The sequence below is a fragment of the Portibacter lacus genome, assembly GCF_021533215.1.
Classification (GTDB): Bacteria; Bacteroidota; Bacteroidia; order Chitinophagales; family Saprospiraceae; genus Portibacter; species Portibacter lacus.
Map to the genome: position 1 here is coordinate 16,742 of NZ_JAJNKA010000005.1, position 13,658 is coordinate 30,399.

Annotated in this window: 13 protein-coding genes; 7 read left to right on the forward strand and 6 right to left on the reverse strand. The window is 37.7% G+C overall.

Annotation, left to right across the window (positions count from 1 at the left end):
- The first annotated feature begins 92 nt into the window (after positions 1-92).
- Complete coding sequence (locus L2586_RS09575; RefSeq protein WP_235292666.1) at positions 93-755, forward strand: hypothetical protein; 663 nt, start codon at positions 93-95, stop codon at positions 753-755.
- A 303-nt stretch (positions 756-1,058) separates the two neighbouring features.
- On the opposite strand, the gene L2586_RS09580 is transcribed toward L2586_RS09575, so the two are convergent.
- Positions 1,059-1,865, reverse strand: coding sequence for an ABC transporter permease subunit (locus L2586_RS09580; RefSeq protein ID WP_235292667.1), 807 nt, complete (start codon positions 1,863-1,865; stop codon positions 1,059-1,061).
- 3 nt (positions 1,866-1,868) lie between these two features.
- A complete protein-coding gene (locus L2586_RS09585) occupies positions 1,869-2,744 on the reverse strand; it encodes an ABC transporter ATP-binding protein (RefSeq protein WP_235292668.1) in 876 nt (291 codons plus the stop codon).
- 148 nt (positions 2,745-2,892) lie between these two features.
- Here L2586_RS09585 and L2586_RS09590 point away from each other — a divergent pair, with 148 nt between their 5' ends.
- Positions 2,893-4,527: a tail fiber domain-containing protein gene (locus tag L2586_RS09590; protein ID WP_235292669.1), complete on the forward strand. Its 1,635-nt coding sequence runs from the start codon at positions 2,893-2,895 to the stop codon at positions 4,525-4,527.
- Between the two features lie 7 nt (positions 4,528-4,534).
- Here the strand turns inward: L2586_RS09590 and L2586_RS09595 are convergent, their stop codons facing one another.
- The gene (locus tag L2586_RS09595; protein ID WP_235292670.1) at positions 4,535-5,827 is read right to left on the reverse strand and encodes an Nramp family divalent metal transporter; all 1,293 of its coding nucleotides are present in this window, start codon (positions 5,825-5,827) and stop codon (positions 4,535-4,537) included.
- 258 nt (positions 5,828-6,085) lie between these two features.
- Here L2586_RS09595 and L2586_RS09600 point away from each other — a divergent pair, with 258 nt between their 5' ends.
- Positions 6,086-6,511, forward strand: a complete 426-nt coding sequence (locus tag L2586_RS09600) for a (4Fe-4S)-binding protein (protein ID WP_235292671.1) — start codon at positions 6,086-6,088, stop codon at positions 6,509-6,511.
- 166 nt (positions 6,512-6,677) lie between these two features.
- Here L2586_RS09600 and L2586_RS09605 read toward each other — a convergent pair whose 3' ends face one another.
- From L2586_RS09605 to L2586_RS09615, 3 genes are all read right to left on the reverse strand, one after another.
- A complete protein-coding gene (locus tag L2586_RS09605) occupies positions 6,678-7,286 on the reverse strand; it encodes a CAP domain-containing protein (RefSeq protein ID WP_235292672.1) in 609 nt (202 codons plus the stop codon).
- Positions 7,287-7,542: 256 nt separating this feature from the next.
- Positions 7,543-8,754 carry a DUF4185 domain-containing protein gene (locus tag L2586_RS09610; protein WP_235292673.1) on the reverse strand — a complete coding sequence of 404 codons (1,212 nt, stop codon included), beginning with the start codon at positions 8,752-8,754 and terminating at the stop codon, positions 7,543-7,545.
- A complete protein-coding gene (locus L2586_RS09615) occupies positions 8,745-9,887 on the reverse strand; it encodes a DUF5005 domain-containing protein (protein ID WP_235292674.1) in 1,143 nt (380 codons plus the stop codon). Before L2586_RS09615 ends, L2586_RS09610 begins: the two co-directional genes overlap by 10 nt.
- A 55-nt stretch (positions 9,888-9,942) precedes the next feature.
- Here L2586_RS09615 and L2586_RS09620 point away from each other — a divergent pair, with 55 nt between their 5' ends.
- The 4 genes from L2586_RS09620 to L2586_RS09635 are packed head-to-tail and all read left to right on the forward strand — an operon-like array spanning position 9,943 to position 13,653.
- Positions 9,943-11,010 (forward strand): mannonate dehydratase, encoded by a 1,068-nt coding sequence (locus L2586_RS09620; RefSeq protein ID WP_235292675.1) that lies wholly within the window; start codon positions 9,943-9,945, stop codon positions 11,008-11,010.
- Positions 11,010-12,020: a DUF4432 family protein gene (locus L2586_RS09625; protein WP_235292676.1), complete on the forward strand. Its 1,011-nt coding sequence runs from the start codon at positions 11,010-11,012 to the stop codon at positions 12,018-12,020. The genes L2586_RS09620 and L2586_RS09625 overlap by 1 nt, the downstream gene beginning before the upstream one ends.
- 7 nt (positions 12,021-12,027) lie before the next feature.
- Complete coding sequence (locus tag L2586_RS09630) at positions 12,028-12,897, forward strand: SMP-30/gluconolactonase/LRE family protein (protein ID WP_235292677.1); 870 nt, start codon at positions 12,028-12,030, stop codon at positions 12,895-12,897.
- 6 nt (positions 12,898-12,903) lie between these two features.
- Entirely contained in the window at positions 12,904-13,653 is a 750-nt protein-coding gene (locus L2586_RS09635) for an SDR family oxidoreductase (RefSeq protein ID WP_235292678.1), read from the forward strand.
- Positions 13,654-13,658 lie beyond the last annotated feature (5 nt).

Genomic DNA, 13,658 nt, shown 5'->3' on the forward strand with positions numbered 1-13,658 from the left:
TAAAATAACTTTCTTAACTTAAAGAGCGATATTTTTTAAAAAAATATCATGCCTTGTGTTAATATTCTACATTTCTAAATCATTAATCAAGTATGAAGGATTCTAAGATAGTAAACAAAAGAAATACAACTCCTGTTCATCCAATTGGCGCAACCTTCTTTATTACTTGCTCACTTAAAGGGGCGATAGAAGAAAATGAGTTGTTGAAAATCAAAGAGGAATACAATAATCGCATAAGTACCATCGGACATGCTGACACGGAAGAATTGAGCAATGATAGAAAATACATTGCTAGTAGGAAATACCTGCTTGATATCGATGAAAAATTAAATGCGAATACGGGACCTACTTTCCTAGCTTCACCTGAAATTGCAAGAGTATTGCTTGCACGTATTGAGTCTTACCACATGAGGTATTATAAGTTACTGGCCTTGTCCATCCTACCTAATCACTTCCATATGCTTATAGATACCAGTGTTCAGATTAAAGAAATATATGATCCCAATACCGTTCCTAAGAACTACGTGCAATTGGATAAAATCATTAGTCTTATTAAAGAAGGATCAGCAAGATATATCAACCATTATTGCAAAATCGATGAAAGACAAGTATGGGAAGATGAAAATTTCGATACTTATATCAGAGATGAAAAGATGCTTAGTAGTATCATCAATCATATAAAAACAAATCCAGTTAAAGCGGGATTGGTCAGATCATATGAAGAGCATCCATTTACATTTGTGAATGATTTGTAATGCCCAGAGGAGACAAACCTTATAAATACTTTGAAAGTATACCCCTAACTTGCTGTTTATCATACCATTACTTGAAAATCATACTGCCCATTGGACCTTGGGCTTTAGCCCGAGACAATCCCTATAAATACCTTCATGAATATGAATTATTATGTTGTTACCTCTTGACTCTAGCTTGTGAATGCGAATTAGATAAAATTCTGATACGAAAATATTGTTTCCGAAAAGGTGCAGCGCACCGAATTTGTTAATCGTCCACTTTAATTGTGAATTCAACCCCTAAACCTGGATAGTCAGAGGCTATTAAGTATTAATATCCTTTTTCTTAAAAATAAAATAGGAAGCTACAATCAATGCTAACGACATCAATAAAAAGACGGCAAGATTTACAACCCTTAATTCAAATCCTGGAGCAAAAATATTGAAATCCAGATAGTGATTTGGGGAGATATAGCCTAACCATTTAACCTGAGACACCGCCTTAGAAATCGCATCGATAAAGTAAGATCCAAAAACAACTCCAACGATAACGCCCATAAAATTGACCTTCCGCTTCACTAACATTGAAATAAAAACACCTAACGCTGTAAAGAAAACAAGCAAACCTAATCCATGAATGTGCATGGTTCGAAACACAGACCAGTTTACATTGACCTCACCGAAAATCTTAACCCCTAGGTAAGCAAAGCAAACTTGAATCGTGAAAATCAAAGCTAGCAAAGTAAACAACACCATCATTTTCGTAAAATAAACCTGACCTCTCGTTATCGGCTTCGTCATCAGAAATTCTGCCGTCTTAACTCGTTGCTCTTTCGATATGATTGTTGCACCATTTGTCCCAGAATAAATTCCCATTAACAACACCAAGTAAAATCCATAATAGGTATTATACAGACCAATGATACTGGTAAACATATTCGCGTCGATTCCGAAAGCTTTCAACATGGCTGGTGGCATCATATTCATAATAGATGACATAGATTCTCCAGCATCTTTGATATACGGAAACATAGACATTGTTGTAATGGTAAGAATCACCAAAACCGTTGCCCAAATCAATAAGTATTTAATTCCTCGCTTCAGCTCTTTGCTGTATAGGTTCCAGATCATCGACTATCTTTCATAATAATTCATAAATAAGGATTCTAGATCTGGTTCTGTCAAGGTCAGATCAAATACTTCATGGTTAGATAACCAATTGATCAAAACCGTCGTTGAACCAATATATTCAAAGGAGAGTTTTTTATTGCTCCAAGTTTTCTTCTGAGCGCCTTCTGGCAATACCAGATTCGAAGGAACTTCCTTGAATATAACTTTGACCAGTTTCATTTGCTTCTTAAGCAATCCATCTATATTTTCTATCGCTACGATCCTTCCATTTCTAATAATCGCCGCCCGCTTGCAGATACGTTGAATTTCCGAAAGTACATGAGAGCTGAAAAAAATAGTGACACCTTTCTGATTTAGCTCTTCTAACTTGTTGAAAAACACATTTTGCATAAGCGGATCCAATCCCGAAGTCGGCTCATCCAAAATCAAAATTTCTGGCTCGTGAACCATTGCTTGGATGATTCCACATTTCTTCTTGTTTCCAAATGAAAGATCTTCAATTTCTTTATCCAGATCTAATTCAAAGTCGCTAGCTAATTCTTCAATCTTGGTATAATCCTTAATCCCATAAAACCTGCAATGGTATTCAAGTAACTCCCTAGAAGACATTCGATCATAATAATGAACCTCAGAAGGCAGGTAACCTATCGACTTTCTTAGCGATGCACCATGTTGAAAAACATCTTTTCCATTAATAGTAGCTGAACCTGAGGTCGGCTGTAGCAATCCAATTAATGTTCTAATCGCAGTAGATTTTCCAGCACCGTTCGGACCGATAAAACCATAAACCTCTCCTTTTTCAATGGAGATAGAAACATCTTCGATACCCATCGATTTTCCGTAGTACTTCGTAAGATTCTTAATTTCTATTGCGTGCACAATCTATTCTTTGCCTATACTAATAATTATAAGTGTATATAGTTCTAAATGTAGGTCAATTTCCCAGTTTATCACTCTTAATAATCAATGAATTCATATAGGTTTACCATTTATTTTTGAGAGATCTTAGCTATCTAAATAATAGATCATGCGATTTCTAATTTGCCTACTACTTCTTACAATTCCAATAATTAGCTTATCTCAAAATATAATTCTTGGTCGCGACGCAGCCCCCATAAATGGTGAAAACGTTACCGAAAATTTTTCACTATTTAATAAGACGAAAGGAGCGTTCGCTGGCGGCCAATTAGCTAATTCCCCGAACTGGAGCCCAGATTCATTAGGTTTGTTTTCTCTAGCTTGGGGATATAATGTGAAAAGTAAAGGAGAAGGGTCTTTTGCTGTTGGTAATCGAACGACAGCATCCGGAATATATTCCGTTTCAATGGGTTATCAATCTTTAGCAGAGGGTGATTTATCATTCGCCTTCGGTGATCAATCCTATGCAAAAGGAACATATGCTGTTGCTTTGGGAAGTCGAGCAATTGCTTCAGGGAATGAGTCATTTGCACTAGGTTTTGTGGAAGCTAATGGTCAATCTTCTTTTGCAACTGGCATTCTGAATGAAGCCAACGGTAACGCTACCTTTGTGATTGGTCAAAACAATTATGCCAATGGAAATTATTCCTTCGCTGCTGGTTCGAATTCAGAAACACTCGGAGATCATTCTACCGCAATAGGAAGTGGTGTCAGAGCATATTCTTACAATGAATTTGTGATCGGATTAAACAATACATCTTACACTCCCAATTCATCTACCGGGTGGGTGTCTTCTGATCGTTTATTTGTGATCGGAAATGGTATCAACAGCCCTTCTGATGCCATGGTTGTTTTAAAAAATGGAAACACTACCATTAATGGAGAAACAACTCTAAATGGAAATAGCAGAATAACTGATTCAGCAAATCCAGAACTGCTATTTGAAAGAACGAGTCCTGGGTCTTACGACGCTAAAATAAGAGTGGGTTCTACAGGTCACATGTATTTCGAGGGCGGAGCAGATATTTCATCTGGATTATCACCCATTATGACCCTCAGGAGTAATGGAAGGCTTGGTATTCGCGATTCGAGTCCCGATAAGGAATTTCACGTTAAAGGTCAAGCAAAAATTGAGGCATATAATACCAGCTCAGACGCCAATTTATATATGCAATCTGGGTCGGGACTAGAAGGAAGAGTCATAACTTACCAAAGAAATACCGAGGATATTTATCTGGGGGATGTAGACGATGTAGGAAATGATGTCTTTCTAAGAGCTGGCGGTAGCGAACGAATATCGATCTTGAATAATGGAAATGTGGGAATTGGGAATAGCAATCCTTCTCAGAAATTACATGTTCAAGGAAACATCTGTTACACTGGTAGCATAGGTGCATGCTCAGATCGAAGATATAAGCTCGATTTTAAACCCATATCTTCCGCGCTTTCTAAAGTCAATCAGTTGAATGGATATTATTATTACTGGAACCAAGATGCTTTTCCACAAAAGAATTTCAATGATGATCGACAGATTGGTGTGATCGCTCAAGAAATAGAAGCTATTTTTCCAGAAATGGTCATGACGGATGATGATGGATATAAGTCAGTAGATTATTCGAGACTTACACCAGTCCTCGTAGAAGCCGTCAAAGAATTATCTGATAGAAATAATGCTTTAGAAAAAGAGCTTAGTGAAATTAAAGAACAAATAAAATATTTAAAGGATGCACAAGTTAAAGACTAGGTCTTATTTATTTTGTCAATGTTTTAGCTCCATTCTTTTTGATAATGACCCAAGCCATAATGGCGACACCTATGACTGCAATGACTAATTTCAGTTGAACTAGATTATTAATTCTCGGATCGCCTGCAATCTTACTTAATGCACCAAAAATGTTATTCGTCCCTACGAAAAAGCAGATACCAATAATAAACAGGCTGATTAGATTAAGCCATATTCCATTTTTAAAAGCACCCATGAGATCGGTTCTATTCACAATGATTAGCAAGTAGCAAGCAATCACAGGAAGTAATAAACCATTAATCGCTTGTGCGGCAATAATAACTGGAATTACTTTAAGTCCCGATAGTCCCATCACTAACCCTATTAACATTACACTGATCCATACCGACTTAAATCGAATCGTCTTTTCATCCCATAAATTACGGGAATCATTGAAAGTACTTTTTGCTGTAATCGCTGCTGCAAGTGGACTGGTAATCGAAGAGCTGAGACCTGCAGCTGCAAGTCCTAACCCAAACATTGACCCAATAAAAGAGCCTCCTTTCGAACGTAGTGTTTCTGCTAAATTTACAAAACTAAACTCCCCTGAAACCTGAGTCCCTACCACCATAATGGACATCGAAATAATTCCTCCTATGATAATGGCGATGATTAACCCGATCCTCATTTGCCGAAGTTCCTGACCATGCTTTATGCCATTACCCAGAAAAATATTATAGGGAACAATGGTCGTACCGATAAGGCCAATTAAGAGCAAATCTGAATCTCCAGGAAAGGACGGAATGACCGCCTTCGAAGTGAATTCCAGGGCTGAAACATCAGATTTTAAAGCCGTATAAATAAAAGCAAAACCCATAATTGCTACAATTGCTCCTAGCAAACTTGTAATCAACTTAAAATTAGAAGTCCAGAGAAGTGAAAATCCAATAACGAAAATTACAACAGTCCCAACCCGAACGGAAACATCCGTAAATAAATTAAGACCAGCGACCGCACCGAGCATATTTCCTGCTTGATAGGCTGCACACCCAAATGCGACCGACAGAAAAATCAAAATCAGCTGTCCCCATTTCCGATCTTTTCCACTCGATAAAATCTCGCCAATATTTTTTCCAGAAACTATGCTTAATCGAGCTGCTGCTTCTTGAAGCACAACTGTTCCTAATATAGAAAAAGTCAGCGCCCATAATAAATCTAGACCAAATGAAGATCCTGCTTTAGCCGCAGTAGTCACCGTTCCTGGCCCTATAAAGGCTGCGGAAATAATGGACCAAAAAAGGATGGATCTGATATTCTTCATCGTTAAAAATATTCGGTTTTCTCGTGAGAAGAATCTAAAGTAGTTAAAAAGTTTTACACCTGTTTCGAGCATTGATAGCTTTTCGTATCATTTTACCTTTGCCTTTTTACGCTTATTTAGTGATCCGAGAACTATTGGTTTGATTTATGTACTACCTTTTCTGAGTTGGCTTTCTTTTATTAACTTTAATGGTCGTGGCTACTCAAGAATTAAAATTCAAGTGTATCCTCAATATTTTTGCTTTAAAAAATCAAAGAAATGGCAAAAGAAAAGATAAAAGAATATACTAACGGAGAAATTACCGTAGTTTGGAAACCGGAAAGATGCTATCATGCTAAAAATTGCATCCATGAGCTTCCCGATGTATATAATCCTAATGAAAGACCGTGGATTAAAATTGAGAATGCAACAACAGAAGCGTTACAACAACAAGTTAAGACTTGCCCATCGGGAGCTTTAACTTACTATATGAATAATGAAACAAATCAAAATATGAAAGAAGATATCACACAAGCAGTAGTTGTTAAAAATGGCCCTCTAATCGTAAAATGTGATCTAGAAATAGAAGGCATCGACGGCGAGAAAACAATTAGAGAAACAAGAACATCTTTTTGCAGATGTGGCGCTTCTTCGAATAAGCCTTTTTGCGACGGAACTCATAAGAAAATTGAGTTTGTAGGTTAGGATCAAGCAATATTAACTCCCTCTAAGTCATTGGTTTATTACAGAAATTTTTAATTTTTTCTGCGATAATCTGTGGAATTTGCGAGCAAATTATGTGTTATGAAATCTCGTAAAGAGAACTGATGCCCAATTTAGAATTAAGACTTGATCCTTGTTCTTACTTGCTTTAGAATTTTTTGCCGAAAACTTGGGTTGCAAAAACCGCATGAAGCTCACCATGATAACCAGCAGCTGTTCCTACACGATCATATTTTGGGTTCATGATGTTCTTTCTATGACTAGGTGAATTCATCCAAGATCTAACCATTTTTTTAGCTTGGGCGGCATAGCTAGGAGCAATGATTTCTTTCTTATTCCCACTTGATCTGATGATGAAACCTTCATACATCACATTTTCAGACATGGCTTGAAATCCACCGCCATAGTAACTGACTCGATCTCCTACATTTTCCTTCTTGGATGTTTTCTGAGTATGAGAAATATCTCCGATCCTAATCTGATAATTATTCTGGTCTGTTGCTGCATTTTTTAAGACCTTATCCTTTTTCAGTAAGGGAAGTCCATTTGCCTTCTTCACTTTATTGATTTCCTTATGTATTAAATCAGCAAGTAAGTAGATATCTACATCTCGATGATTGATAATATCTGATGAAGATGCGGTATTTTTCGAGGACGCGGTTTTCTTTTTTGCTGCCTTTGCAACTGCCGTCACCTTTTTACTGGGAACTGCCTTTTCTTCCAATGGTTTTGCATCTGGAGCACAACTAGAAAGCATGATACCAATTAATAAAAAAATGATGTTGAGGAAGCTTCTTTGTGGGTTACAAAATTTTTCATGCTTATTTTTAACGAAATTCCGCTTCATGATCTTACTTAGTCTAATTCTGTTCTTTTTCTACTTAACAACCATATTAAGTATAACAGTATATAAGACCCAATAAAATCAGATAACCCACAATTAGAGTGTGCTTTTTTTCAAAGTTCCAATCTAAAGCTTCTTTAGCCTATGAAAAATTAGTTGAATGAAATTTTTATTCCGCTACTTTATACTTCACCCTTATAAACCTTGGATGATAGATCGTCGCATCTTTCTGAATATCTTCCCAAAAGTCAAAGGTAATCGTATTGTAACTAATCAATAACTCTCCTGTCGAAGACAAGTGGTAATGTGCCTTCGCATTATAAGGCAGCAATCCTTCTGCATATTCTGGACATGTATAGACCTCATTAATCGGACCGAATGGCCCTATTGGGCTAGTCCCCACTTGAATACCGACCTTATCGGAAATGCCAAATACTTGAAAAGTCAGTAGATAATGTCCATCTTCAGTAGGTGTAACACTGAGCTCATTAGAAATACCATTCGTTATCGGTGCAACCGCCATTTTATCTTTGTTCCAACCTTTCCCATCCCAATATCGCCACTTAGCGAAATCCTCTATATTCTTGGGTTTGACTCTAGCAGCTATTAATGACTTGTCTTCTCCCATAAGCCCATAAATGTAAAGGTAGCCGTCTGGATTCGATGCTGAAGCTGCCTTTGTATTGTTAAAGATTCCCGAACCAAAATAGACTCGGCCATACTTCGGATGAACGAATCCTAAACTTGTGGGTATTTGTTCTTGTTTTAAAAAATTCTCTTTGTATGGCTTATTAATTTTTAATAACGAAATGTTAGTTTGTTGAAAATCAAATACATTTGGTCCCGTTTTATGAACATGGTAGGCGAAAATATACATCGCATCATCCATCTCTTTATTGACAAACCCATCCCCTAACCAAAAATACTCGCCTTCTTCAGATAATTTATTGTTGGGTATAAAATAAGACTTTGGATTTCCTTTGTCATCCTCGTTCCAAGTAAATTCCAACTTATCTTCGAGAGGCTTAATCCCATCTAGCCAAGCCATGGTATTGTTCACCATCACATTCCCGTCTTTCGGAACTCTATTTTCCACTTCACCGATGTAAGTGTCGCTAAATATAAATAGCGTCTTCTTCTCGGCATCACCTTGCCGTTCACTTCCATCTAAGGGAATCGTAAATACTCCATCCGCTCCGAACCAGCCACTTTCCCTCTCCATTAATGAAGTCCATTCATCGGCAGGCTCACTTGTGAAAGTGTAGGAAGGGATCGTTTCGCTTGTCAATTTTTTCGTTTCAGCACACCCAATTATCAAGAACAAGCTAATACTAACCACTAATGTGTAGAATGCTGATGTATACTTTTCCGCTATTTCCATCCTGAAACATTTACAAAGTGAGGTCGATAATTATCAGCATTTCTAAATATGTCCACAAAAGTTCTACTGTTATTATTATAGGATATGACTAAGGTGTCCTCCGTAGAAAATTGTTCATGTACAAAAGCGTTATAAGTAAAAATTTGATCAATTGTTTCCGGTGTACAGTAGATCGTTTTTCTATCTTCAAAAGGTCCTGTTAGTGAATTACTCTTGTATAGATAAAGCTCTCTTCCTAATGCATAATTTTGATTCATCAAATAATACGATTCCTCTCTTTTAATTATACTAAACTGTTCTGAAACATTAGAAAATATGGGCGCACTATTTTCCTCTCCAATGATCCATTTTCCAGGCGAAGAGAAATATTCCCATTCACCTGACAAATCCGTCCCTTCTACTCTTGCCACATGTAAGAATTTATTAAAACCTGACTTATACGCCCCATAGATATAAGTATAACCATCTTCTTGCAATAGACAAGCCCCAAAATTGGCACCTGTAAATTCCATTTTACGTTCTACCGATAAAACCTCCATTTCTGGATAAGAAATCGTTGCTAAATCTATCGCTGCATATTCGAAACCAAAGATTCCATCACCTTCTTTTCTCAGCGCAAACATGATCAACTGAATATTACCATCATGCATCTGACCATGACCTGGCCAATACCACCAACCTTCTTCAGGCGGAGTTAAAAACGCTCTTGGATTCTCTGGTGTTCCTTGATAATAGGTCGTGAATTCATCCCCTGATTCTATAACCAATGTATTGTTAATTAACGGTCCTCCAGGTCTACTTCGATCTTCATTGACTCTTCCTAGAAAGGTGTCTCCAAAAATCCACAAGTTCGTATTTTCATTGATCGGAATAGAATATGTTGCATCACCTCCTGTCCAGCCATCCTCATATCTGGTAAAAAGATCATTAAGCTCCTGATTATGCACAGCAACGGTGTTTTCGTCCCAGCAATCTCTTGGATCATATGGATTCGTTACTGTAGTATCGCCTTCCTCCTCTGGTGGATCTTTTTCTACATACTCCGTATCGTGCCTTGTAAAGTCTTTCTCTATATCTTCACATCCCACCACTAAAAAGAAAAGGAGAAAAAAAAGACATATATGTTTTTCCATATTCTAATTTCAAGCTGAAAAAGCTAAATTACAATTAAATATAGACAAATCTTTTATGTTAAAACTAGGTCTGGGGCTTTACAAGAGCCTTCTTAATTCGCAAAATTTCCAATTTGCAAAGCAAACTGGAGCATCACATCTTGTCGTTCAATTAGTTGACTATATGAGCGGCGGCTCAAATCCCAACTTAGCTAATAATCACCTAAATGGTTGGGGTAAGACAAATAATCAGGAAAAATTCTGGGAATTTGAAGATCTATTAGCGCTGAAAAAAGAAATCAATGCACATGGTTTAGAATGGGATACGATAGAAAATTTTGATCCTGCACATTGGTATGATATTCTCCTAGATGGACCTGAAAAAGAGAAACAACTGGACAACCTAAAGTACATGTTGAAAAACATGGGGAAAGCTGGAATTAGGAATATGGGTTACTATTTTAGTCTCGCTGGAGTATGGGGATGGACTAGCAAAAATTATGGAAGAGGAAATCCGATGACCGTCGGATATGATGCGAGTGCAATTGATTCTAATGCGCCCATTCCGAATGGTATGGTGTGGAACATGACTTATAATGAAAATGCAAGTCCTGGAGTCATAGACTATGTGCCGAGAGAAGAAATGTGGGATCGACTAACATGGTTTCTCGAAAATATTCTGCCCGTTGCAGAAGAGAATAACATCAGAATGCTCGCACACCCTGACGATCCTCCTATGCCTGAATTAAGAAATACTGGCAGACTGTTTTATACTCAAGATTATTATGAAAAACTGTTAGAGATTTCAGATAGTCCGAGCAATGGATTTGAATGTTGCTTAGGAACCATTCAAGAAATGAAGGGCTCGAATGTGTTAGATTTTGTAGACAAACAAAGCCGTGATAATAAGATCGGCTACGTTCATTTCAGAAATGTAAAAGGGAAGGTTCCTAACTACAGAGAAGTATTCGTAGATGAAGGAGACATCGACATGCCAGAAGTGATTCGAATTCTCAAAAGAAATAATTATGATGGCATCCTTATTCCAGATCACAGCCCAGCTATGAGTTGTGATGCTCCTTGGCATGCGAGTATGGCGTATTCTATGGGATATATGAAAGCCTTGATTGAAAATGTTTCATAATGAAGAGAAATGACTGTACGATAAATGACAACTGGACCTATAATGGGATGAAGGTTGTATTTATGGAAAATGAATTTTTGAAAATTGGAATTCTCGTCGATCGAGGAAGCGATATATTTCATTTTGAATTCAAGCCTCTTCAGAAGAATCTTTTACTGAAATTGGATAAGGATATTCATAATCCGAACGTCGTTTTCTCGCAAATGAGAAATACCAATAACCAATTCGAAGATTACTATTATGGTGGCTGGCAGGAAATTCTTCCGAACACGGCACCGATGAATTTGCGGGGTGCAGAACTGGGGCAACATGGGGAAGTGTCATTGATTCCATGGAAGTACGCCATTGTCCAAGATTCACCTGAAGAAGTCTCGCTCAAAGTCTGGACTAGACCATTGAGAATGCCATTACTCATTGAAAAAACGCTAACAATAAAAAAAGGAGAAAGCAATTTAATTATAGATGAAAAATTGACCAACGAATCTAATACTTCACTTGCCTTCATGTGGGGTCATCATATTGCTTTTGGTCTAGAGTTGTTAGGAAATGGTGGAAGAATAGAAACGAGTGCTACACAATTCGAAGCTGAAATATTAATGCCTGATCATCGCCTTTTCAAGCCGGGTATAAAACAAGATTGGCCGAAGGTGTTAGATATAAACGAAAACTTAGTTGATGGAAATACTATCCTTCCTAGCAGTAAACATTTTAGTGATTTAGGGTATTTAAGCGAATTTGAAGGAAGAGCATTTTATCGTATTCATACAGATGAAATGGAATTCTCCGTCCACTGGGATAAGGTTATCTTCAAGTCCTTATGGTACTGGCAAGAACGATATGCAAGTCAAGATTCTCCTTGGTGGGGTAATGCTTTTGCCATTGCTTTAGAGCCTTGGTCAGCAAAGTGGTTGCCTGATCCGTCAGCACAAGAAATGAAGGATAACTGGCTTAACATTCCTGAAAACGGAAGCATTTCTACTACATTAACCACTAATTGCCGATTAAAATAAACACGAAATGGAGGCAAAACCAATTTTTGACATAAAGCTCGAGCACGGAGAAGGACCTGTATGGTGCCCAATAGAAGGAAAATTTTATTGTGTAGATTTGCTCAAAGGACACTATTATAAAGTAGATTACCAGACGCAGGAATCGGAACGGTTTGATGTTGGACAAGCACTCGGTGTGATGGCATTAAGAGCAGAAGGTGGAAGTGTTGTTGCTGTTCGAGATGGCTTTGGTACTTTTGATGAAGAGCGTAAAACATTGACCCTTATAAAAAACTCGCCAGAGCGTGAAATCCACGAAACCAGAATGAATGATGGAGCAGTAGATCCTGCTGGTAGATTTCTTGCGGCGACCATGACCTATGACGGGATGAAACCCGTAGGCAATCTGTATGGTTTGGAATCTGATGACCATTACACTATCCTAGAAAAGAACCTACTTCTGCCGAATGGTATGGGCTGGAGTCCTGACAATAAGAAGTTTTTCCTCATCGATACGCATGAGAACGCCATGTTTGCTTATGACTATGAGATGACATCCGGCAAAATCTCTAATAAAACCATCCATATCCAGTGGTCAAAAGAAGAGTATCCAGATGGAATGGCGATTGATTCAGAGGGTGGTTTTTGGGTTGCAATGTGGATGGGTAGTAAAATTGAACATTATGATTCGGGAGGGAAGAAAATTGAAGAAGTAAAAGTACCCGTATTACATACAACGTCATGCTGCTTCGGAGGAAAGGATATGAAGACGCTATTGATAACAACTTCTAATCTTAATTTATCAAAAGCAGAGAAAGCAGCAAATCCACTGGCAGGACGAGTTTTCTCAGTTGAAACGGATATAAAAGGACAAGTTCAAAAAAGATATAAAGGATAATATAACATGGAAAAAAAAGTAATCGTCATCACAGGGGCATCATCGGGAATCGGCCGTTCGTGCGCCATTTATTTTATTGAAAAAGGTCATTATGTTGTGGGACTTGATGTCAATGAGGCAGCATTAGACGCAGTAAATGTTGAGGACCAATTTACCTTTATGAAATGTGATGTTTCAAAGGAAGCTGAAGTCAAGAAATGTATTGGAACTACGATTGAAAAATATGGCGATCTCGATATTTTGGTCAATAGTGCTGGCATTCAACGATATTCTACGGTTACTGAAACGACAGAGGAAGAATGGGACTTAGTGATGAATGTCAATTTGAAAAGTGCCTTCTTATGTGCGAAACATGCTATTCCTTCTATGCAGAAAAAAGGTCAAGGAGTAGTCGTCAATGTTTCAAGTGTGCAAGCTTATATTACTCAACACAGAGTTGCACCTTATTCTACTTCTAAAACTGCCATGCTTGGGTTAACTAGAAGTATTGCTGTTGATTATGCACCAGAAATTAGGTGCGTTGCAATTTGTCCAGGTTCTGTCGATACGGCAATGTTACAAGTAGCGTTTGATCAAGCGGAAGATCGAGATAAAACGTATAATGAAGTTGTAGACATGCATTTAATGAAACGAATCTGTCCACCTTCTGAAGTGGCAGCATTAATCGGATTCCTTTCAGGAGATGATGCTGGTTCCATCACAGGACAATCCTTTAGAATAGACGGCGGAATCGGGATTTCTATTCCTGGGAATTAAATCAT

Coding starts and splice junctions, on each gene's coding strand:
- L2586_RS09575 (WP_235292666.1), top strand. CDS start 93: ATGAAGGATTCTAAGATAGTAAACAAAAGAAATACAACTCCTGTTCAT.
- L2586_RS09580 (WP_235292667.1), bottom strand. CDS start 1,865: ATGATCTGGAACCTATACAGCAAAGAGCTGAAGCGAGGAATTAAATAC.
- L2586_RS09590 (WP_235292669.1), top strand. CDS start 2,893: ATGCGATTTCTAATTTGCCTACTACTTCTTACAATTCCAATAATTAGC.
- L2586_RS09595 (WP_235292670.1), bottom strand. CDS start 5,827: ATGAAGAATATCAGATCCATCCTTTTTTGGTCCATTATTTCCGCAGCC.
- L2586_RS09600 (WP_235292671.1), top strand. CDS start 6,086: ATGGCAAAAGAAAAGATAAAAGAATATACTAACGGAGAAATTACCGTA.
- L2586_RS09605 (WP_235292672.1), bottom strand. CDS start 7,286: ATGCTTTCTAGTTGTGCTCCAGATGCAAAACCATTGGAAGAAAAGGCA.
- L2586_RS09610 (WP_235292673.1), bottom strand. CDS start 8,754: ATGGAAATAGCGGAAAAGTATACATCAGCATTCTACACATTAGTGGTT.
- L2586_RS09615 (WP_235292674.1), bottom strand. CDS start 9,887: ATGGAAAAACATATATGTCTTTTTTTTCTCCTTTTCTTTTTAGTGGTG.
- L2586_RS09620 (WP_235292675.1), top strand. CDS start 9,943: ATGTTAAAACTAGGTCTGGGGCTTTACAAGAGCCTTCTTAATTCGCAA.
- L2586_RS09625 (WP_235292676.1), top strand. CDS start 11,010: ATGAAGAGAAATGACTGTACGATAAATGACAACTGGACCTATAATGGG.
- L2586_RS09630 (WP_235292677.1), top strand. CDS start 12,028: ATGGAGGCAAAACCAATTTTTGACATAAAGCTCGAGCACGGAGAAGGA.
- L2586_RS09635 (WP_235292678.1), top strand. CDS start 12,904: ATGGAAAAAAAAGTAATCGTCATCACAGGGGCATCATCGGGAATCGGC.